At 45.5% G+C, this 20,836-nt stretch carries 16 protein-coding genes and 1 pseudogene; 11 read left to right on the plus strand and 6 right to left on the minus strand.

What is annotated here, in order from left to right; translation table 11 throughout:
* From R7Z78_RS22750 to R7Z78_RS22765, 4 genes and pseudogenes are all read left to right on the plus strand, one after another.
* Window positions 1–71, plus strand: a pseudogene (locus tag R7Z78_RS22750) (elongation factor Tu); the annotation flags it as partial.
* Between the two features lie 331 nt (window positions 72–402).
* Window positions 403–591 carry a (2Fe-2S)-binding protein gene (locus tag R7Z78_RS22755; RefSeq protein WP_005381360.1) on the plus strand — a complete coding sequence of 63 codons (189 nt, stop codon included), beginning with the start codon at window positions 403–405 and terminating at the stop codon, window positions 589–591.
* A gap of 93 nt (window positions 592–684) precedes the next feature.
* Window positions 685–1,161: a bacterioferritin gene (bfr, locus tag R7Z78_RS22760; protein WP_005381359.1), complete on the plus strand. Its 477-nt coding sequence runs from the start codon at window positions 685–687 to the stop codon at window positions 1,159–1,161.
* Window positions 1,162–1,367: 206 nt separating this feature from the next.
* Window positions 1,368–2,645: a malic enzyme-like NAD(P)-binding protein gene (locus R7Z78_RS22765; RefSeq protein WP_005381358.1), complete on the plus strand. Its 1,278-nt coding sequence runs from the start codon at window positions 1,368–1,370 to the stop codon at window positions 2,643–2,645.
* A 113-nt stretch (window positions 2,646–2,758) separates the two neighbouring features.
* Here R7Z78_RS22765 and metJ read toward each other — a convergent pair whose 3' ends face one another.
* Window positions 2,759–3,079, minus strand: coding sequence for a met regulon transcriptional regulator MetJ (gene metJ, locus R7Z78_RS22770; protein WP_005381353.1), 321 nt, complete (start codon window positions 3,077–3,079; stop codon window positions 2,759–2,761).
* 225 nt (window positions 3,080–3,304) lie between these two features.
* On the opposite strand from metJ, the gene R7Z78_RS22775 reads away from it, so the two are divergent.
* The 3 genes from R7Z78_RS22775 to metF all read left to right on the plus strand — a co-directional run bounded on the left by R7Z78_RS22775 (window position 3,305) and on the right by metF (window position 8,054).
* Window positions 3,305–4,465, plus strand: coding sequence for an O-succinylhomoserine (thiol)-lyase (locus R7Z78_RS22775; protein WP_005381350.1), 1,161 nt, complete (start codon window positions 3,305–3,307; stop codon window positions 4,463–4,465).
* A gap of 15 nt (window positions 4,466–4,480) precedes the next feature.
* Window positions 4,481–6,889 carry a bifunctional aspartate kinase/homoserine dehydrogenase II gene (locus R7Z78_RS22780; protein ID WP_017633523.1) on the plus strand — a complete coding sequence of 803 codons (2,409 nt, stop codon included), beginning with the start codon at window positions 4,481–4,483 and terminating at the stop codon, window positions 6,887–6,889.
* Between the two features lie 262 nt (window positions 6,890–7,151).
* Window positions 7,152–8,054 (plus strand): methylenetetrahydrofolate reductase, encoded by a 903-nt coding sequence (gene metF / locus R7Z78_RS22785; RefSeq protein ID WP_005381345.1) that lies wholly within the window; start codon window positions 7,152–7,154, stop codon window positions 8,052–8,054.
* Window positions 8,055–8,124: 70 nt separating this feature from the next.
* Here metF and R7Z78_RS22790 read toward each other — a convergent pair whose 3' ends face one another.
* The 3 genes from R7Z78_RS22790 to argE all read right to left on the minus strand — a co-directional run bounded on the left by R7Z78_RS22790 (window position 8,125) and on the right by argE (window position 13,132).
* Window positions 8,125–8,664, minus strand: a complete 540-nt coding sequence (locus R7Z78_RS22790; RefSeq protein WP_005382791.1) for a PadR family transcriptional regulator — start codon at window positions 8,662–8,664, stop codon at window positions 8,125–8,127.
* 425 nt (window positions 8,665–9,089) lie between these two features.
* Window positions 9,090–11,723 (minus strand): phosphoenolpyruvate carboxylase, encoded by a 2,634-nt coding sequence (gene ppc, locus R7Z78_RS22795; protein ID WP_005381336.1) that lies wholly within the window; start codon window positions 11,721–11,723, stop codon window positions 9,090–9,092.
* A 272-nt stretch (window positions 11,724–11,995) separates the two neighbouring features.
* A complete protein-coding gene (gene argE / locus R7Z78_RS22800; protein ID WP_005381335.1) occupies window positions 11,996–13,132 on the minus strand; it encodes an acetylornithine deacetylase in 1,137 nt (378 codons plus the stop codon).
* 144 nt (window positions 13,133–13,276) lie between these two features.
* Here argE and argC point away from each other — a divergent pair, with 144 nt between their 5' ends.
* The 4 genes from argC (at window position 13,277) to argH (ending at window position 18,510) form a co-directional block, all read left to right on the plus strand.
* Window positions 13,277–14,281: an N-acetyl-gamma-glutamyl-phosphate reductase gene (gene argC, locus R7Z78_RS22805; protein ID WP_005382790.1), complete on the plus strand. Its 1,005-nt coding sequence runs from the start codon at window positions 13,277–13,279 to the stop codon at window positions 14,279–14,281.
* A gap of 21 nt (window positions 14,282–14,302) precedes the next feature.
* The gene (argB, locus tag R7Z78_RS22810; RefSeq protein WP_005381333.1) at window positions 14,303–15,094 is read left to right on the plus strand and encodes an acetylglutamate kinase; all 792 of its coding nucleotides are present in this window, start codon (window positions 14,303–14,305) and stop codon (window positions 15,092–15,094) included.
* Between the two features lie 84 nt (window positions 15,095–15,178).
* Window positions 15,179–16,393: an argininosuccinate synthase gene (locus R7Z78_RS22815; RefSeq protein WP_017821738.1), complete on the plus strand. Its 1,215-nt coding sequence runs from the start codon at window positions 15,179–15,181 to the stop codon at window positions 16,391–16,393.
* A gap of 242 nt (window positions 16,394–16,635) precedes the next feature.
* Window positions 16,636–18,510, plus strand: coding sequence for an argininosuccinate lyase (argH, locus tag R7Z78_RS22820; protein ID WP_169643938.1), 1,875 nt, complete (start codon window positions 16,636–16,638; stop codon window positions 18,508–18,510).
* 194 nt (window positions 18,511–18,704) lie between these two features.
* Here argH and R7Z78_RS22825 read toward each other — a convergent pair whose 3' ends face one another.
* Together R7Z78_RS22825 and R7Z78_RS22830 are read right to left on the minus strand one after the other, a co-directional pair.
* Window positions 18,705–18,986 carry a DUF3624 domain-containing protein gene (locus tag R7Z78_RS22825; RefSeq protein WP_025768083.1) on the minus strand — a complete coding sequence of 94 codons (282 nt, stop codon included), beginning with the start codon at window positions 18,984–18,986 and terminating at the stop codon, window positions 18,705–18,707.
* 373 nt (window positions 18,987–19,359) lie between these two features.
* Window positions 19,360–20,832, minus strand: a complete 1,473-nt coding sequence (locus R7Z78_RS22830) for a dihydrolipoyl dehydrogenase (RefSeq protein ID WP_104975649.1) — start codon at window positions 20,830–20,832, stop codon at window positions 19,360–19,362.
* Window positions 20,833–20,836: the final 4 nt, after the last annotated feature.

Consider the following 20,836-nt stretch of genomic DNA (forward strand, 5'->3'; position numbering starts at 1 on the left):
GTCTACGTTTCGCGATCCGTGAAGGTGGCCGTACAGTAGGTGCTGGTGTTGTTGCTAAGATCTTCGACTAATTCATAACGAATTAAACGAAATCTTGCACTGTTCTTCTTTTTGAAGAAAGCGCATCGAAAAGGGAAGCTTAGGCTTCCCTTTTTCATTTCTAGATTACATTTAGTTATAAGTGTTGAAATAAAAGACGTCACTTTTTCGATTTAAAAACAGAGTTTTACCGGCTTTGTTTCTTAACGCTTTTACTCACCCCTCTTAACCCTTTGATCTTTTCCTGCAGCGGTAAAATCTTTATAACCAAATATTCTGAGCGGACACCATAATGCGACTGGTAACAAGAACTATTCTTGTTTATATTGTTTGTCACAGATTAGTTTTATAGGTTTTTTGAGTATGTACGTTTGTCTTTGCCATGGTGTCTCCGACAAAAAAATTAGGAAGTTGGCGATAGATGAAGGCGTAACAGATATTAAAGGAATCAAAAAGTGCACGGCATTGGGCAGCCAATGTGGTAAGTGCATCAGACAGGCCAAGGAAATTTTAGCGGAAACTAGTTACACGGAATTTAAACAAGCCAGCTAATTGCTGTAAGTATGCAGTAATTATTTGCCTTACATTTTGACACCTTCTCATTTGCTTCTACATTTAAATGAAGCCAAAGAGGAGGGTTTTGTCATGAAAGGCGATCCAATCATCATTCAACATCTCAATAAAGTGCTCGGTAACGAGCTCGTCGCTATTAATCAGTATTTTCTTCACGCCCGAATGTATAAAGACTGGGGCTTAAAGCACCTAGCAGACAAGGAATATCACGAATCTATCGATGAGATGAAGCATGCCGATCATCTAATTGAGCGTATTTTGTTCCTTGAAGGCCTACCGAACCTACAAGATTTAGGTAAGTTGATGATTGGTGAAGATACCAAGGAAATGCTCGAGTGTGACTTAAAGCTTGAAATGGCGGCTATTCCAGATTTAAAAGATGCGATTGCCTACGCTGAAGACATTCGAGATTATGTGTCTCGAGATCTCTTCCAAGATATTCTTGAAGATGAAGAAGAACATGTTGATTGGCTAGAGACGCAACTTGGCTTGATTGAAATGTCTGGTATTGAGAATTATCTCCAAGCGCAATACGTGGACGAAGAGTAACGATACTTTCTGAGTTTGCATACTCCAATAATAGTAAGAAGAAAGAGCACCTGACTCGAAAATCAGGTGCTTAACCCCGTTATCTGGTCTAATCTCTTTTATTATCGGCTTTTTAAGGATATTGCTCGCAATCTTGCCTATGAAGTTTGATTTCTATCCGATAGAATTTATGCCCCCTTACCTAAAAATAAAAAAGAGAAACGTCCATGTCTGAAGACAACCACCAAGCAGCCACTCCAGAAGAAGAACATCGCCAAAAAGCATTGGATTACCATGCTTATCCAACTCCAGGAAAGATTGCTGTCGAACTTACAAAGCCTGCGGAAACGGCGGGTGATCTTGCCCTTGCTTACAGCCCTGGTGTTGCAGAGCCAGTGCGTGAAATCGCACAAAACCCGGATAACGTGTACAAGTACACTGCAAAAGGGAACATGGTTGCTGTTATTTCTAACGGTACCGCTATTCTAGGTCTAGGTAACCTAGGTCCACTTGCATCTAAGCCAGTGATGGAAGGTAAAGCGTTACTGTTTAAGCGTTTCGCAGGTCTTGACTCTATTGATATTGAAGTTAAGCACCGCACGATCGATGAATTTGTTGATACTGTTGCGAGCATTGCAGACACTTTTGGCGGTATCAACCTTGAAGATATTAAAGCACCAGACTGTTTTGAGATTGAAAAGCGTCTGATTGAGCGTTGTGATGTACCAGTATTCCACGATGATCAACATGGTACTGCTATTGTAACGGCAGCGGGTATGCTGAATGCAATCGAACTTCAAGGTAAGAAACTTGAAGATTCAACAATTGTTTGTCTTGGCGCTGGCGCTGCCGCTGTAGCGTGTATGGAGCTTCTGATCAAATGCGGTGCAATGCGCGAAAAAATCTACATGCTAGATCGCAAAGGTGTGATTCACACTCGTCGTGATGACCTTAATGAATATAAGCAGTTATTTGCGAACAATACAGATAAGCGCACACTAGAAGACGTAATTGAAGGTGCAGATCTGTTCCTAGGTGTATCTGGTCCAAACCTGTTGCCAGCGGAAGCGTTGAAGTTGATGGCTGATAAGCCAATCGTATTCGCATGTTCTAACCCGGATCCTGAAATCAAGCCGGAACTTGCTCACGCAGTTCGTGATGACTTGATCATGGGTACTGGCCGTAGTGATTATCCTAACCAAGTTAACAACGTATTGTGTTTCCCATTCATTTTCCGTGGTGCTCTTGATGTGCGTGCAAGTGAAATCAATGATGAAATGAAACTTGCAGCCGTTGAGGCGATTCGCGAGCTAGCAAAAGAGCCTGTACCTGAAGCCGTATTGAAGGCTGCCGGTGTTGATAAGCTAGAGTTTGGTGCGGACTATATTATTCCAAAACCAATGGATTCACGTTTGCTACCACGTGTTGCAAAAGCGGTTGCTCAGGCGGCGGTTAATTCAGGTGTAGCTCGTATCGAGATGCCTGAAAACTACATGGCAGAGTAATATATCTTTCAGATGTGATACACAAAAAATGGGACGCTATTGCGTCCCATTTTTTATGTCATCCATTTGGCTCGAGGCAAGAGTTATTACCTGAAACCTTTTATCAGGCTTTTTTATTCTTCGTCGAATGACTCAAATTCGATGCCCATTTCCGTCATCAGCGCTTTTACTTCTGTTGGAATATCATCAGGACGGTCTTTACGAAGGTCTTCATCTGTCGGAAGTGGCTGACCTGTGTACGCGTGCAAAAATGCCTCGCATAGCAATTCGCTATTGGTTGCATGGCGTAAGTTATTGATCTGACGGCGAGTACGCTCATCAGTTAGCACCTTTAAAACTTTTAGCGGGATAGAGACGGTAATTTTTTTTACTTGTTCGCTTTTTTTGCCGTGCTCTGCATATGGGCTAATGTATTCGCCATTCCAGTCAGCCATTGCACACCTTCATTTATGTAATCGGTTAAAAATAATTTAGGTGCTGATTTTAGCTGCATTTACCGCCATAAGCAAAGACATATAGACGTCTAGAAGTGTTGACGTCTCATTTTTTGACGAGTAAAGTGAACATAACAGCAAAGGAAGCGTGTTGATCACTTTATGTTACTCATTAGATATAGCGCATTCCTATTTAGAAGTCATTACCCGTGAAAGGATACACCCATGAGCACTCGCAAACCTGCGACCATTGCAGTACGCACTGGTATTGAATCAGACAGCCAATATCATGCTGTCGTTCCACCTATTTATCTTTCCACTAACTATGGTTTTCCTGCTTTTGGTGAAGTGCCCAAGTATGATTACACACGATCTGGTAATCCAAACCGCGGACTGTTGGAAAGTGCGCTATCTGAACTTGAGTCTGGAAAAGGAGCGGTTGTTACTAACTGCGGTACGTCGGCATTAAATTTATGGGTTTCCGCTTTTCTCGGCCCAGATGATCTCATTATTGCTCCTCACGATTGTTATGGTGGTACCTATCGTCTTTTTAATACCCGAGCTAACAAAGGCGATTTTAAGGTTCAGTTTGTCGATCAATCAGACGAACAGGCTTTAGATGCTGCATTGGCACAAAAACCAAAACTCATTTTGCTAGAAACTCCGTCAAACCCTCTGGTTCGCGTAGTGGATATTGCAGCTACTTGTGAAAAAGCGAAACAAGTCGGCGCGTTAGTTGCGGTGGACAATACCTTTTTGACACCCGTGTACCAAAAACCTTTAGAGCTAGGTGCGGATTTTGTTATCCACTCCACAACAAAGTACATCAACGGTCATTCGGACGTAATTGGTGGGGTAATCATCACCAACACAGAAGCGCATGCAGAAGAGCTTGCATGGTGGGGCAATTGTATTGGTGCAACGGGCACACCTTTCGATAGTTACATGACACTGCGAGGTATTCGTACGCTTGGTGCTCGTATGAAAGTACATGAAGAGAGCTCACAGCAGGTACTGGCTTACCTACAGAAACAAGCGTTAGTTAAAACTATCTATCATCCAAGCCTGCCGGAACATCCAGGTCACGACATTGCTAAAAAGCAGCAAACGGGCTTTGGCTCTATGTTGAGTTTTGAGTTTGCTGGTTCGTTTGAGCAGCTAAAGGTGTTTGTGAAAGAGCTCCAACTGTTTTCATTAGCTGAATCATTAGGTGGTGTAGAAAGTTTGATTTGCCACCCGGCATCCATGACTCACCGTGCAATGGGTGAGGAGGCACTGGCGGAGGCTGGGGTCTCTCATCAACTATTGCGTTTGTCTGTCGGTTTGGAAGATGCACAAGACCTCATCACAGATTTAGAACAAGCGTTCGCTAAAGCTACCCAGTAATAGGAGACGATAACAATGACTGTACAACGTCAGCTGCATAAGTTTGGTGGCAGTAGCTTAGCAAACCCAGAATGCTACTTACGCGTTGTGGGTATTCTCAAAGAGTATTCGACAGAAAATGATCTTGTGGTCGTCTCTGCTGCAGGAAAAACCACTAATCGCTTGATTGAGTTTTTGGAAGGGTTAAATAAAGATGGCCGAATTGCGCATGAAGCGCTTCAAAGCTTGAGACAGTTCCAAACCGAGCTAATAGAAAGCTTGTTGGAGAGTGAAGCAAAAGAAGAGCTGTTAGCTTTATTACATGATGAGTTCAGTACTCTCTCGGAGCTGACTGCACCACTCACTAATGCGCAAAAAGCTGCGGTACTGGGACACGGAGAAGTATGGTCTGCTCGCCTATTGGCCGCGTTATTATCTCAACGTTCTATCCCTGCGGTTGCACAAGATGCACGAGCGTTTTTACGTGCAGAAGCGGGAACTCAACCAGAGGTTGATCGCGCTCGTTCATACCCTTTAATTAAAGAGATCCTCGCGCAGCATAACCATAAACGTGTGGTAATTACTGGCTTTATGGCTCAGAACGAGGCAGGAGAAACCATTCTACTTGGTCGTAACGGCTCTGACTATTCTGCAACGGTCATAGGCGCGCTTGCTGAAGTCAGTACTGTCACGATTTGGAGTGATGTTGCTGGTGTCTATAGTGCCGATCCACGTTTGGTGTCTGACGCTTGTTTATTACCGTTACTTCGATTGGATGAAGCCAGTGAACTTGCTCGCTTAGCTGCCCCAGTGCTACACAGTCGTACGCTTCAGCCTGTGGCGCAAAGTACCATGGACCTTAATCTCAAGTGTAGCTATCTGCCAGAGTCGGGTTCTACTCGTATTGAGCGTGTATTGGCATCTGGTCGTGGCGCTAAAATTATTACTTCACTGGATGATGTTTTATTGGTGCAGTTGTCTTTCATGCATGGGCACGACTTCGAAAAAACACAGAGTGATGTATTACAAGCGTTACAGCGCGCGCAATTAGAGCCATTGGCATTTGAAGCTCAATCCGATCAGCATACGCTACGCTTGGCTTACACCGCAGAAATCGCCGGTGGTGCATTGAAACACTTGCAAGAGCTTGCGGTAGAGGCAGAAATTAAGCTAAAAGAAGGTTACTCGCTCTTAGCTGCGGTAGGTGCAGGCGTTACGAAAAACGCCAATCATTGCTTTGGCTTTTATCAGAAGCTAAAGCACTCTCCGGTAGAATTTATCTCTGAAACAGACTCAGGGCTGAGCCTAGTCGCTGTTTTGCGCCGTACTGATACCGAGGCGTTGGTTCAAACGATTCATAGCCAGTTGTTCCAAGCGCAAAAACGCGTGGCAGTGGCTTTATGTGGCAAGGGTAATATTGGTTCTAGTTGGTTAAATTTATTTGCGACGCAAAAAAGTGAGCTCGAAAAACGTCATGGTATGAGCTTTGATCTTGTCGCGGTTGTGGATAGCCAAACCTATTGGTTCGATGAGCAAGGTATTGAGGCGGCGAGTGTTGCTGAACGATTTGATGATGAAAGCATAGCCAACAATGGGGATTGGCTGGCACGTTTGGGAGCGCTTAAAAGCTATGATGAAGCCGTCGTGCTTGATGTTACCGCGAGTAAAGAGTTAGCTCAGCGCTACGTAGAAATCGCACAGCAAGGCATTCATTTGATTTCCGCTAACAAAGTGGCCGGTTCCGCAGATAGCCAGTACTATCATCAGGTTCAAGATGCATTCGCTAAAATTGGTCGTCATTGGCTATACAACGCAACGGTTGGTGCTGGGTTACCGATAAACCATACCGTACGAGATCTTCGTGAAAGTGGGGATGAAATCGTCGCTCTATCGGGTATTTTCTCGGGGACGTTATCATGGCTGTTCCAACAGTTTGATGGTTCTGTGCCATTTAATGATTTAGTCGATCTTGCTTGGCAGCAAGGGTTAACCGAACCTGACCCTCGTTCTGATTTAGATGGCTCCGATGTAATGCGTAAGTTAGTCATCTTGGCTCGAGAGTCGGGCCTAGATATAGAACCAGACAGCGTTAAAGTTGAGTCTTTGGTGCCAGAAGAATTAAGAGAACTGAGCTTAGATGATTTCTTCGATAATGGAGCGTTGTTGAGTGAAATACTTCAAGAGCGTCTGACAAAAGCACAGAGAAACGATCAAGTGCTTCGCTATGTGGCGCGTTTAGAAAAAAATGGTAAAGCAACGGTGGGAGTCGAAGCGTTATCTCGTGAGCACGCGCTCGCCAACTTATTGCCATGCGATAACATTTTTGCCATAGAGAGCAAGTGGTACAAAGATAACCCTCTGGTCATTCGAGGACCAGGCGCAGGCAGAGAAGTGACAGCCGGCGCTATTCAATCCGACCTCAACCGATTGGCTGGTTTATTTTAAAGTTGCGATTGACCTAAAAACCCTGGAATTAATCCAGGGTTTTTTATTCCCCTATCAGTGCCATACTGAAGTCATAACCCGTGCAAAATGGCGAGATGATGCTCAAGTAGAAACTTGAACTATCTTCATTATTAACTTGAGAAAAATTCATAATTACAAGGTTGACATTAAATCGTATTCAATACATTCTGTAGACATATAGACGTCTAAACGTCGATTCTAAGGATTTGTTTTCGTGGCGGAGTGCCGCAGGGAGAGTAAGATGGGATATACGCACGCAGGCCATATCGACGCCTTGAACCAGAATATTGCTGAGTTATCAGATAACATCAATGTATCGTTTGAGTTTTTTCCGCCAAGCAGCGCTAAGATGGAAGAAACACTTTGGAATTCAGTGCACCGTCTTAAAACGCTTCAACCTAAATTTGTTTCTGTGACTTACGGTGCGAACTCCGGCGAGCGTGACAGAACACACTCCATCATTAAAGAAATTAAAGCAACAACCGGATTGGTTGCCGCTCCCCATCTCACTTGTATTGATGCGACTCGTGAAGAGCTGATTAATATTGCCGATGATTATTGGAACAATGGTATTGAAAATATCGTCGCTCTGCGTGGTGATATTCCTCCAGGTGGCGGTGCGCCTGATATGTATGCCTCGGATTTGGTTGAGCTGCTGAAATCACGCCACGATTTCGATATCTCCGTTGCTGCATTCCCTGAGGTTCACCCTGAAGCTAAAAGCGCACAGTCTGACTTATTGAACCTAAAACGTAAGGTAGATGCAGGTGCAAACCGTGCTATTACTCAGTTCTTTTTTGACGTTGAGTCTTACCTGCGATTCCGTGACCGTTGTGTAGCGGCAGGAATTGACGTAGAGATTGTGCCAGGAATTTTGCCTGTATCGAACTTTAAGCAAGCTTCTCGCTTTGCGGCACAGAACAATGTGAAAGTACCAGGATGGATGAGCAAACAATTCGATGGCTTGGATGATGATCCGGTGACTCGCCAGCTTGTAGGAGCTAGCCAAGCTATTGATATGGTGCGTGTACTGAGTCGTGAAGGGGTTAAGGACTTTCACTTCTACACACTAAACCGTGCAGAGATGACTTACGCGTTATGTCATACGTTGGGTGTTCGTCCTCGCGCAGTAGTCGGTGCGTAAACCTAGTTTCAAAAAGATAAAAGGCTTGCCAAGTGGCAAGCCTTTTTCGTTTTATCAAAGCAAAAGGAGTTTAACCAATCACTTCAAGTTCAGTTAGAACTTCTTCTGCCCAAGTGATCCAAGTTTCACGTAACAGTAGGTTACGGCGAAGCGTTAGACGTTCTAGGCGAGCTTGTTTATCTAAAGTTGACGGCGTTGCGTAGTAAGCCGCTTCAATTTCTTTGTAGTGAGAAACCAGTTTGCGAGACTCTTCAACTAGCTCGGCGAGTTGGTCACGGAATGGAGCCGCTGGTTGAACGGCACATGCCATCAATTTCGCTGAAAACTCATCACGAACTGTTGGGTGTGCAGTTGGTTGATCAAACCACTCTCCTAAAGCGCTGCGACCAGCGTCTGTAATGGAGTAAACCTTGCGGTCTGGTTTGCCTTCTTGGGGTTCTAATACGCAAGTAACCAGTTCTTTCTCAGCCATTTTGTTGAGTTCACGGTACACCTGTTGGTGGCTTGCTTTCCAGAAGTAACCGATGCTAGCAGAGAATTCTTTAGTGATATCGTAACCGGTTGCGTCGCGAGTGCTAAGAACAGTTAAGATTACGTGTGGTAATGACATGTCTTCAATCCAAATGGTCAATAAACTTGTAAACAAGCTACTTATACTTTCAGCTGCGCTCTTACTGGCACTTGAGTTTTTTAATGTATAAGTAGCACCAACAATGTTGGTCCTGTCACCTTAAAGCCGTTTATCACCTAGAGAGATGGGGAGTCCCATCAAGGCTGGAGCAGGTATGATTGGATTTATGAGCTCTCAGCAGGCAAGTAGTATATAAATAATAAGCATGAAGTGGAATAGTAGGACAAAATTACCCTAAAAAACTAACATAATAATCAATAGTGTTAACTTGTGGTTTTTTATTCTTTTATTTTGGTATTTTTTGGGTCTTTGGTGGTATATTTAACTGCCTTTGTTTTGGTGCGATTATCCTGTGATAAAAAAAAGCTGAGCATTTGCCCAGCTTTTTATTAAAAATGAAACGATTAGCCTGTGTTGCGCATACCAGCAGCAATACCAGCAATCGTCACCATCAACGCTTCTTCCAAGTTTGCAGAAGCTTCTTCGGTTTGACGCGTGCGGTATAGTAGCTCTGCTTGTAGCATATTCAATGGCTCAACGTAGATATTGCGTAAGCGAATCGACTCGAGTCCCCAAGGGTCATGCTGCATCAAGTTTTCATTGTTCTCTACATTCAGTACCGCTTTGATGTCTTCTTGAAGCTGAGCACGAAGTTTTTCACCGAGTGGACGGAGCGACTCATCCACCAATCGCTCATCGTAGTAGCGAGAGATATCAATATTACACTTCGAGTACACCATTTCCAGCATGCCGAGACGAGTTGAGAAAAATGGCCATTCGCGGCACATCTCTTCGAGCAATGCTTGGTGGCCTTTATCGATCGAGTATTGAATCGCTTCACCTGCGCCTAGCCATGCAGGAAGTACCAAACGGTTTTGACTCCATGAGAAGATCCACGGGATTGCACGTAAGCTTTCTACTCCGCCCTTAGGGTTGCGTTTTGCAGGACGAGAACCAAGTGGCAACTTGCCGAGTTCGAGTTCTGGTGTTGCTTGGCGGAAGTAAGGCACGAAATCTGGCTCGCCACGAACCACATTTCGGTAAGACTCACAGCTTACTTCTGATAGCACTTCCATCAAGTCGCGCCATTCTTGTTTTGGCTCCGGTGGCGGTAACAAGTTGGCTTCCAGAATCGCACTTGCATATAGGTTAAAGCTGTTTACTGCGACATCTGGGAGTCCCAGTTTAAAGCGGATCATTTCGCCTTGCTCTGTTACACGTAAACCGCCTTTCAAGCTTTTTGGTGGTTGCGACAAAAGCGCAGCATGCGCAGGTGCGCCACCGCGACCGACTGTGCCCCCACGACCATGGAATAGAGTTAGCTCAACGCCTTCTTCTTCAGCCACTTTAACTAACGATTCCATCGCATGATACTGAGCCCAACCAGCAGACATAACACCTGCATCTTTCGCTGAGTCAGAGTAACCAATCATGACCATCTGGTGGTTTTGGATAAAACCACGGTAAAGGTCAATCCCCATAAGCTGCTTGATGACCGATTCTGCGTTGTTCAAATCGTCTAGCGTTTCGAACAGAGGACACACATCCATGCGGTAAGGGCAACCTGCTTCTTGTAGCAGTAGATGAACGGCTAGTACATCAGAAGCGGTACGTGCCATTGAAATAACGTAAGCGCCAAACGCTTCACGCGGTTGTGCTGCAACAATCTTACAGGTATCCAAAACCTCTTTGACGGGTTCAGACGGTTCCCAATCACGAGGGAGAAGCGGACGTTTAGATGCCAGCTCGTTAGTTAGAAAAGCAATCTTATCTTGCTCACTCCATTGTTCGTAATCACCAATACCTAAGTAGCGAGTTAGTTCAGACAAGACGTCTGAGTGACGCGTGCTCTCTTGGCGGATATCAAGACGTACAAGATGGATACCAAATGCTTTTACGCGGCGTAGTGTATCCAGTAGTGAGCCGTTGGCTATTACACCCATGCCACATTCGTTTAGGGACTGGTAGCAGGCATACAGCGGTTCCCAAAGTTGCTCGACTTTTTGCAGTGGGGCTTTAACGGCCAGTTTTTGACCGTGGATCTTAGCATCGAGAATATCTTTGGTTTCATTGAGCAGAGTGCGTAATTGCTTCAGGATCGCACGGTATGGTTCGTGCTGATCTTCGCCAGCAAGTTCACGGACTTGATCGTTTGAAACTGTCATAGACAGCTCGCTGATCAACTCGTTGATGTCATTGAGATAAAGATCGGCGGCTTTCCAACGAGACAATAGTAAGACTTCACGCGTAACGTTGTGAGTAACAAACGGGTTACCGTCACGGTCACCGCCCATCCAAGAGGAGAAGTGCACTGGGCGAGCATCAATGGGTAAACCTTCTCCAAGGTAAGATTTTAGACGGTCATTCATCTCACGTAGGAAGTCCGGTACTGCTTCCCATAGCGAGTTTTCAACGACCGCAAAGCCCCACTTTGCTTCATCCAACGGAGTTGGGCGTTGTTGTCGAATCACGTCTGAATGCCAGCCTTGGGCAATCAGTTGCTCTAGGCGGCGTTCGGTTTTTCTGCGCTCTTTAGAAGAAAGATCGCTTAGCTCCAACTTTGATAAGCACTCGTTTATCTTGACCAGTTTGTTGATCATCGTGCGGCGCGTAATTTCTGTTGGGTGAGCCGTCAATACCAATTCAATATTTAGATCACGAACCGCTTGGGCAGTGTCCAGTTTGCTCACATCGTTTTGTACCAGTTTAGAAAACAGCGAGTTAATCGCGTCTGGTTCGCAAATGTGCTCTTCACAATGGCGTGAAATCGTGTGGTATTGCTCAGCGATATTGGTGAGGTTTAGAAATTGGTTAAACGCGCGAGTAACGGGCGTTAGCTGCTCATCAGGTAGATGTTTGATTTCTTCGATCAAGCTGTCCCTGTCTGCTTGATTCCCTGCTTGAGCTGATTTGGATAATTTACGAATGGTTTCCACTTTCTCGAAGATTTCTTCGCCATGGGCATCGCGAATGGTGTTACCCAATAAGTGGCCTAACATGCGCACATTACTTTTGAGTGCGGCGTATTTCTCGTTCATTGTCGTCCTGCCTCGTAAAAAAACTACATCCATTGTCCTTGTTAAGACTCCAATCTAGCGAAAAGCACCAGTTATAGTCAAATAAAGCAGACTAAGTTTGCAATTATTCCGCTGTCTCCTGATTTAGAGCAAATTTACGGCAGCCATAGAGTAAGAAGTGAAAATTAATTACAAAATAACAAGTTAAATAAGTGTTAAGACTAGCGCTAAATTGTGAAGATAAAAAGATGCAGCTCAATCGAGCTGCACAGACTTTCGAGCTTAAACGCGTATTAACAGCAGTACTTGACCATCGCCTTTGAAAGCACATCAATTGTGGGGTCGATAAAGTCGAAGGATAGAAACTCATCCGGTTGATGGGCTTGGTCGATTGACCCAGGGCCGAGCACCAAGGTTGGACACAACTGCTGTAGAAATGGTGCTTCAGTACAGTAGTTCACGGTTTCTGAACTGGTTTGGCAAATCTCTTCAACACCACCAATAAATGGGTGGTCATGTTGGCATTCGTAACCCGGAATAGGCTCATGCAATGGAATAATCTCCAGTCTCCCTGGCCATTTCGCTTCGACTTCTTTTAATGCTCCGCGCAACATGTTCTCTAAACCATCAAGGCTAATGCCAGGAAGAGGACGCACGTCGTAATGCAGCTCACAGCAACCACAAATACGGTTAGCGCTGTCACCACCGTGAATGTGTCCAAGGTTTAGGGTAGGGCTTGGAATGGCAAAACCCGGATGGTGATATTCTTTAATCAATTTGTCACGCAGTTGCATCATGGCGAACATGACTTCATGCATGATCTCAATAGCGTTAACGCCAAGCGCTGGGTCCGATGAATGACCGGACTTGCCTGTTACGCGAATGGCATTTGCCACATGCCCTTTATGACCTCGAATTGGCACAAGGCTGGTGGGTTCACCAATGATGCAGTAATCCGGCTTAAATGGGGCGTTTGCTGTGAAATGTCGCGCGCCCAACATGGTGGTCTCTTCGTCACAAGTGGCTAATACGTAAAGTGGTTTGCTCTGCTTGCTCCAATCGACTTTCTTCACTGCTTCATAAATAAAGGCGAAAAAGCCTTTCATGTCTGCTGTGCCTAAACCGTAGAAGCGGTTGTCTTTTTCCGTCAGTTTATGCGGATCAAAATTCCATCGCCCTTGATCGAATGGCACGGTATCGCTATGGCCAGCAAGTAAAAGGCCACCTTCACCCTCACCCATACGTGCGATCATATTGTGCTTGCCTGGCTCGACTTCGATCACTTCAACGCTAAAACCCAGATCTTTAAACCAAGATGCGAGTTTTTCGATGACTTTTGCATTGCCCTGATCCCAGCTCGGATCCGTGGAGCTGATAGAAGAGGTGCTGATGAGTCCTTCATAGACCTCTAGAAAAGTTGGTAATTGCATGGATTCTTCAAATCTCCTGTTGACAGACAGACCACAAAAATGTAAAACACATATTAAATCATATTTAATGAATAAAAAATCAAAATAAAGCAAAAATTAAATATGAATAGTCATTTGAGCCTTTAAGTATATGGATGTTACACAATGCTAAAAACCACGATTATTGGAGCCAGCGGTTACACCGGCGCAGAGTTAGCGTTAATGGTTAATAAACACCCACAACTCACGCTATCAGGTTTATACGTTTCCGCCAACAGTGTTGATGCGGGAAAGAGCATCGCGCAGCTGCACGGTAAGCTAGCGGGCATCATTGATATGCCAGTTTTACCACTAACGGATCCACTGCAAATCGCTCAAGAATCGGACGTGGTGTTTTTGGCAACGGCTCACGAAGTCAGCCATGATTTAGCCCCAACTTTCTTGGAGGCAGGCTGTCAAGTATTCGATTTATCGGGTGCATTCCGTGTGAAAAGTGAAGGCTTTTACGACACTTTTTATGGCTTCGAACATCAACATAACAACTGGCTAGATAAAGCAGCATACGGCTTAGCAGAGTGGAACCAAGAATCAATAAAAACCACTCCTTTGATTGCAGTAGCAGGTTGCTACCCAACCGCTTCACAGCTTGCAATCAAACCTTTATTAGAACATGCGTTGCTCGATACCAACCAATGGCCAGTGATCAACGCAACCAGTGGTGTATCAGGTGCAGGGCGTAAAGCCTCCATGGTTAACAGCTTCTGTGAAGTGAGCTTGCAACCTTATGGTGTATTTAACCATCGTCACCAGCCAGAGATTGCTCAGCACTTGGGTTGCGATGTGATTTTTACTCCGCACCTCGGCAACTTTAAACGCGGCATTCTTGCCACTATCACCATGAAGCTTGCGCAAGGTGTGACAGAAGCACAAGTGGCACAGGCGTTTGAACAAGCTTATCAAGGCAAGCCTGCGGTGCGTCTTAAAGGCGACGGTATTCCACGTATTCAGGATGTCGAAAATACCCCTTTCTGTGATATCGGCTGGAAGGTACAAGGCGAACACATCATTGTGATTTCAGCTATCGACAACCTACTTAAAGGTGCATCGAGTCAAGCGATGCAATGTCTCAATATTCATTACGGTTACCCAGAACTGACAGCGTTGCTGTAGTCGTTGAAAGAGGGAAATGCGATGACGCAAACCAATCAAGCTCCTTTAGTCATTAAGCTAGGTGGTGCAGCTCTATCATGCACTCAAACCTTAAGCCAACTTTTTGGTGCCATTGCGGCTTACCAAAAATCGGCACAGCGACAAATCGCCATCGTTCATGGCGGTGGCTACCTAGTTGATGAGTTGATGGCAAAGCTTCAGCTTGAAACCGTTAAGAAAAACGGTTTACGCGTAACGCCTTACGATCAAATTCCTGTGATTGCAGGCGCGCTTGCAGGCACTGCGAATAAGTTACTTCAAGGTCAAGCGATTGCGGACGGTCTTAACGCTGTGGGCCTTAGCCTTGCGGATGGTGGTTTGTGTCTTGTTGAAGAACTTGACCCAGAACTCGGCGCTGTAGGCAAAGCATCACCGGGTGACTCAGCACTATTACAAGCGGTGCTAAACACAGGTGCACTGCCGATCATCAGTTCAATTGGTTTAACCAAAGATGGCCAGATGATGAATGTGAATGCTGATCAAGCAGCAGTCGCGGTTGCGGGCGCATTAGATGCGGAGTTAGTCCTGTTATCAGACGTGAGTGGTGTATTAGATGGAAAAGGCCATTTGATCAAAACCCTGTCAGAGCAGCAAGCTAACTCGTTGATCGATGGACATGTGATCACCGATGGCATGATCGTCAAAGTTAAAGCTGCTTTGGAGGCCGCCAATGATCTTGGCCGTCCAATTGAAGTCGCGACCTGGCGTTACCCAGAAAAATTAGCACAGTTATTCGCTGGTGAAAGTATTGGTACTCAATTCTTGCCTCAATAAGCATCAGCAAAAGAATTCAATATTAGGAAGTCGTAGTTGGCACTGACCGCCGAGCGCAGCGCCAGTTAAGTTTGGAGAAAAAACATGAGCAAAGTGAACGTAAATAAAGTGGTAGTCGCATACTCAGGCGGTCTAGATACTTCAGTAATCATCCCGTGGCTAAAAGAGAACTACGACTGTGAAGTAGTGGCTTTCGTTGCCGATGTTGGTCAAGGTGCCGAAGAGCTAGAAGGCATTGAAGCGAAAGCAAAAGCCTCTGGTGCTTCTGAATGCTACATCGCTGACCTGAAAGAAGAAATGGTCGCAGACTACATTTACCCGACACTAAAAACCGGCGCGTACTACGAAGGTAAGTACCTGCTAGGTACATCAATGGCGCGTCCAATCATTGCTAAAGCGCAGGTTGAAGTGGCACGTAAAGTGGGCGCGGACGCACTGTGTCATGGCTGTACAGGTAAAGGTAACGACCAAGTGCGTTTCGAAGGTGCATTTGCAGCACTAGCACCGGACTTACAAGTGATTGCACCTTGGCGTGAGTGGGACCTAGTGAGCCGTGAAGAGTGTTTGGATTACCTCGCTGAGCGTAATATTCCTTGTTCTGCGTCTCTTACTAAGATCTATTCACGTGATGCAAACGCATGGCACATTTCGACGGAAGGCGGCGTTTTAGAAGATACGTGGAACGCACCAAACGAAGACTGCTGGGTGTGGACTGTCGACCCAGAGCAAGCGCCAAATGAAGCGGAATACGTCACGCTGAAAGTAGAAAAAGGTGAAGTGGTCGAAGTTGATGGTGAAGCGATGACACCATACAACGCACTGGTTTACCTAAACGAGAAGGGCGCTAAGCACGGTGTTGGCCGTATCGATATCGTGGAAAACCGTCTTGTTGGGATGAAGTCTCGTGGTTGTTATGAAACACCGGGAGGCACCATCATGATGGAAGCGCTGCGTGCTGTAGAGCAGCTTGTGCTAGACAAATCATCATTCGAATTCCGTGAGGAGCTAGGTCTAAAAGCGTCTCACCTTGTATACGATGGCCGTTGGTTTACGCCACTATGTAAATCGATCCTTGCTGCTTCAGAAGAGCTAGCGCAAGACGTTAACGGTGAAGTGGTTGTTAAGCTTTACAAAGGTCAAGCGACAGTCACGCAAAAACGTTCTGACAACAGCTTGTATTCAGAAGAGTTCGCGACTTTTGGTGAAGATGAAGTGTACGACCAAAGCCATGCAGGTGGGTTCATCCGTCTTTACTCGCTATCAAGCCGTATTCGTGCATTGAACAGCCAGAAGAAATAATCCCTTAACATCCATCTTGGATTGAATAAAGACCCGCCATTTATAGGCGGGTCTTTTGGTTTCTAAAAGCGGGTACCTAAATTTGGCTTGAATATATATGTAAAAATATTGAATTTATACTTTATTTTTTATCGAAATTGCCGTAACGTTGACCCATAAGAAAAAGTGAGCAAATGACCATCAAATTGGTTACTACTCATTCGAGAACGTTAGAGTAAGCAATAGTCATCAGGAGAGACGCAATGGCATTATGGGGCGGAAGATTTACCCAAGCGGCAGACACCAGATTTAAAGAGTTCAATGATTCGTTGCGTTTTGACTACCGATTGGCTGAGCAAGACATCGTAGGTTCAATCGCATGGTCTAAAGCTCTGCTTTCTGTTGATGTGCTATCGGCAGAAGAACAGCAAAAACTGGAACTTGCTTTAAATGAGCTGAAGTTAGAAGTGATGGAAGACCCTCACCAAATTCTTCGCTCTGATGCAGAAGATATCCACTCTTGGGTTGAACAGCAGCTAATCAGTAAAGTGGGAGATTTAGGTAAAAAACTCCACACTGGGCGTTCTCGTAATGACCAAGTCGCCACAGACTTGAAACTTTGGTGTCGTCAGCAAGGTCAGCAATTGTTGATTGCTTTAGATCGCCTACAAGCACAAATGGTCCATGTTGCTAAACAGCACCAAAGCACCGTATTGCCAGGCTATACTCATCTTCAGCGTGCTCAACCTGTAACCTTTGCTCACTGGTGCTTGGCTTATGTTGAAATGTTCGAGCGTGACTACTCTCGTCTGAATGATGCCTTACAGCGTCTCGACACTTGTCCACTTGGCTCGGGTGCTTTAGCGGGAACGGCTTATCCGATTGATCGCGAACAATTAGCACATAATCTCGGTTTCCACCGTGCTACGCGTAATTCACTAGATTCGGTTTCAGATCGTGATCATGTGATGGAACTGATGTCGGTGGCGTCGATTTCTATGCTTCACCTTTCTCGTCTTGCAGAAGATATGATCTTCTACAATTCAGGCGAGTCAAACTTCATTGAGTTAGCGGATACGGTGACATCTGGTTCGTCATTAATGCCACAGAAGAAAAACCCAGATGCACTTGAGTTGATCCGTGGTAAGACAGGGCGTGTCTATGGCGCATTATCGAGCATGATGATGACAGTTAAAGCTTTGCCATTGGCGTACAACAAAGACATGCAGGAAGATAAAGAAGGGTTGTTTGACGCTTTAGATACATGGAACGACTGCATGGAAATGGCAGCTCTGTGTTTTGACGGTATTAAAGTGAATGGCGAGCGCACACTAGAAGCGGCGAAACAAGGTTACGCAAACTCGACGGAGTTAGCTGATTACCTAGTGGCGAAAGGCATCCCATTCCGTGAAGCTCACCACATCGTCGGTGTCGCGGTCGTTGGTGCTATTGCTAAAGGTTGTGCGCTAGAAGAGCTGTCTATCGAAGAGTTAAAAGCCTTCTCAGAAGTCATTGAAGCGGATGTGTATGACATTCTGACTATCGATTCGTGTTTGGAAAAGCGTTGTGCTTTGGGGGGTGTTTCGCCTCACCAGGTCGCTTACGCGGTAGAACAAGCGGATAAGCGCCTGAGCCAGCGTGACAGCTCGGCGGTGAAAGTGCGTCCTGCACGTTTGACGGACATTGAAACGTTGGAAGGTATGGTTGCTTACTGGGCGAACCTTGGTGAGAATCTTCCGCGCTCTCGTAATGAGCTCGTGAGAGATATTGGCTCTTTTGCGGTGGCTGAGCATCATGGTGAAGTGACGGGTTGCGCTTCTCTATATGTGTATGACTCAGGGTTGGCAGAAATACGCTCTCTTGGTATCGAAGCGGGCTGGCAAGGCCAAGGGCAGGGCAGTGCGATTGTGAACTATTTGGTTGAGAAAGCGCGCCAGATGGCGATCAAGAAAGTCTTTGTTCTAACGCGAACGCCTGAGTTCTTTATGAAGCAAAGCTTTTTACCTACATCGAAGTCATTACTGCCGGAGAAAGTTCTGAAAGATTGCGATCAGTGCCCACGTCAACATGCATGTGATGAGGTAGCGCTTGAGATCAATTTAATGGAGCAAGTGATCCAAAAAACGCATGTGGCATGAACTGAAGTTGTGGAGTGATTTTATTAGCATTCAATGACATAGTCATTTTCCTGTTTACTTACATCAGTATTCGCTAAAAAAATCGAAAAAATTTGGAACCTTTGAGAGGAAGCCCGGTCTATTAAAGTACCACTGCTTTTTCTTAGAAGAATCTAAGAGAGCCCCAGAACTGACATTGGTTTTGGGGCTTTTTTCTATCTGTCACTTTTCTCTTTTTTATTCGCCTTTTTTTGTCCCTTTCGACGCTGCCAAGGCAAGATGACAAAACGCATCCATAAGTGTAGAAACAACAAAACGTTGAAAGCGAAGCCGGCAAAGATCAAAGCGATCGACTCGATGCTTTGTGGATCATCTTTGAGCGTAAACCACCATACAATCCAACACAGTACAGAAAGTACCGTCAATTGATCCAAGCATCGTTGGCAACGTCCAAGTTTTTTCCAAAACCAATGTTCTTCGCAGCGGCGACAAGTCATAGTGTTTTCCAAACCATTAGTGTTGCTTCAGATTATATATCTAACTATATGGTGGAAAGCGTTTCTTGTACCGGACTTAGAGCGCCATGACACAACCAAAAATGGAAAGTTAGCTTTGTAAAAGCTTTGTGGCACGTAATTGATGTATGGTGCGCTGTCAGTCTTTAACAGGAAATATAATGATGTCGACAGAGTTGAAACTTGCGCTGAGTATCGCTGGTGGGTTCTGTATGATCGGTGTTGTCGCGATTTGTATGGTCAGTCGCTATGCAATGATGGCAGCGTAAGAGAGATTTCATTGCGCCAAAGTAGTAAAGCAAAGCCTCGTTGATGACGAGGCTTTGCTTTATATTTAGATAGAAGCCTGAAAGCGTTAGCAGCCTGGGCCGCAGTCAAGACAATGTTTCACCATTTCTGGCCCTAAGTGTAGTTTTGCATTTAAATCACGTAGAGCGGTGCGGACGCCTTCTTCAATCACTGGGTGATAGAAGGGCATATCTAACATCTCAGAAATCGTCATCCTATTTTGGTGCGCCCATGCTAAAAGGTGAGCAAGATGCTCTGCATTCGGGCCCATCATTTCTGCACCTAAAAAACGTCCAGTGCCTTGCTCTCCGTAGACATGCAGAATGCCTTTATTACGAAGCATGACGCGCGAACGTCCTTGATTTTCAAACGAGACTTCACCGGTTGCGAAACATCCACATGTGCCTAGACGTATTTCTAGTTGTTTATATGTTTCTCCAACCATAGCAATTTGAGGGTCGGAGAACACGGCTGAAATTGGTGAGCGACGCAGACCCGCACGAATATCTGGGAAACGGCCTGCGTTGTCTCCAGCAATCCGGCCTTGGTCAGCGGCTTCGTGCAGCAGTGGAATTTGGTTACTTGCATCACCTGCGATGAAGATGCTCTCTACCGAAGTTTGCAATGTATAGTGATCTGCCGTTGGTATGCCACGTTCATCGAGCGCCACATTGGTGTTCTCGATCGCCAGCTTATCGACGTTTGGACGACGACCCGTTGCGGCCAATACGTAATCGACAACGAAAGTTTCTAATTCGCCATCATGGTTGATGAATTGGATTTCGACCTTGTCTTCGCCGTCCTTGTCTGACGAAGCAATGCGTTTCATGCTTTCGACTTTTACATCTGCATCAAGGTAGAACTCTTCCTTAAAGGCTTTATCTGCATACGCCATCACCTCTGGGTCTGTCAGTGGGCCCACTTGTCCTCCAAGGCCAAAGAGCTTCACGTTCACTCCTAGGCGGTGTAAAGCCTGACCCAATTCAAGGCCGATGACTCCTGGGCCAAATACTGCCACGGACTCTGGTAAGTCATCCCAGTCAAATACATTATCGTTAATCACTAGGCGATCACCCAGTTCATTCCAAGCTGCCGGATATGTCGGACGAGATCCTGTCGCAATAACAATGCGCTGTGCGGTGACCTGAGTATGATCATCTATGATGAGAGTGTGGTCATCGGCAAACTTCGCGTAGCCCGATAGTTTGTCTTCAGCGGGAATATCATCGACACTTTCAAGCACAAAGCCAACAAAACGATCGCGTTCGCGCTTTACACGATCCATAACTTCTCGTCCGTTAATTCGTACTTCACCTTGCGGGTGTATCCCAAATCCAGGTGCTTTTTCGATTTGATGAACACTTTCTGCTGCCGCAATTAACAGCTTAGACGGCATGCATCCGACACGAGCACAGGTTGTTCCGTAGGGACCGCCCTCAATCATTACCACGCTGTTGGTATGAGCTTTTGCTGCTCGATAAGCACCAAGACCAGCCGTCCCGCCACCAATAATCGCTACGTCGACATTAACTTGTTTCATCGTG

Origin of the sequence: Vibrio sp. 1167 (assembly GCF_033340375.1) — a bacterium.
GTDB classification, from domain to species: Bacteria; Pseudomonadota; Gammaproteobacteria; order Enterobacterales; family Vibrionaceae; genus Vibrio; species Vibrio alginolyticus.

Coding starts and splice junctions, on each gene's coding strand:
- R7Z78_RS22830 (WP_104975649.1), bottom strand. CDS start 20,832: ATGAAACAAGTTAATGTCGACGTAGCGATTATTGGTGGCGGGACGGCT.
- argH (WP_169643938.1), top strand. CDS start 16,636: ATGGCATTATGGGGCGGAAGATTTACCCAAGCGGCAGACACCAGATTT.
- R7Z78_RS22755 (WP_005381360.1), top strand. CDS start 403: ATGTACGTTTGTCTTTGCCATGGTGTCTCCGACAAAAAAATTAGGAAG.
- R7Z78_RS22815 (WP_017821738.1), top strand. CDS start 15,179: ATGAGCAAAGTGAACGTAAATAAAGTGGTAGTCGCATACTCAGGCGGT.
- metJ (WP_005381353.1), bottom strand. CDS start 3,079: ATGGCTGACTGGAATGGCGAATACATTAGCCCATATGCAGAGCACGGC.
- metF (WP_005381345.1), top strand. CDS start 7,152: ATGGGATATACGCACGCAGGCCATATCGACGCCTTGAACCAGAATATT.
- argC (WP_005382790.1), top strand. CDS start 13,277: ATGCTAAAAACCACGATTATTGGAGCCAGCGGTTACACCGGCGCAGAG.
- argE (WP_005381335.1), bottom strand. CDS start 13,132: ATGCAATTACCAACTTTTCTAGAGGTCTATGAAGGACTCATCAGCACC.
- ppc (WP_005381336.1), bottom strand. CDS start 11,723: ATGAACGAGAAATACGCCGCACTCAAAAGTAATGTGCGCATGTTAGGC.
- bfr (WP_005381359.1), top strand. CDS start 685: ATGAAAGGCGATCCAATCATCATTCAACATCTCAATAAAGTGCTCGGT.
- R7Z78_RS22780 (WP_017633523.1), top strand. CDS start 4,481: ATGACTGTACAACGTCAGCTGCATAAGTTTGGTGGCAGTAGCTTAGCA.
- argB (WP_005381333.1), top strand. CDS start 14,303: ATGACGCAAACCAATCAAGCTCCTTTAGTCATTAAGCTAGGTGGTGCA.
- R7Z78_RS22775 (WP_005381350.1), top strand. CDS start 3,305: ATGAGCACTCGCAAACCTGCGACCATTGCAGTACGCACTGGTATTGAA.
- R7Z78_RS22765 (WP_005381358.1), top strand. CDS start 1,368: ATGTCTGAAGACAACCACCAAGCAGCCACTCCAGAAGAAGAACATCGC.
- R7Z78_RS22825 (WP_025768083.1), bottom strand. CDS start 18,986: ATGACTTGTCGCCGCTGCGAAGAACATTGGTTTTGGAAAAAACTTGGA.
- R7Z78_RS22790 (WP_005382791.1), bottom strand. CDS start 8,664: ATGTCATTACCACACGTAATCTTAACTGTTCTTAGCACTCGCGACGCA.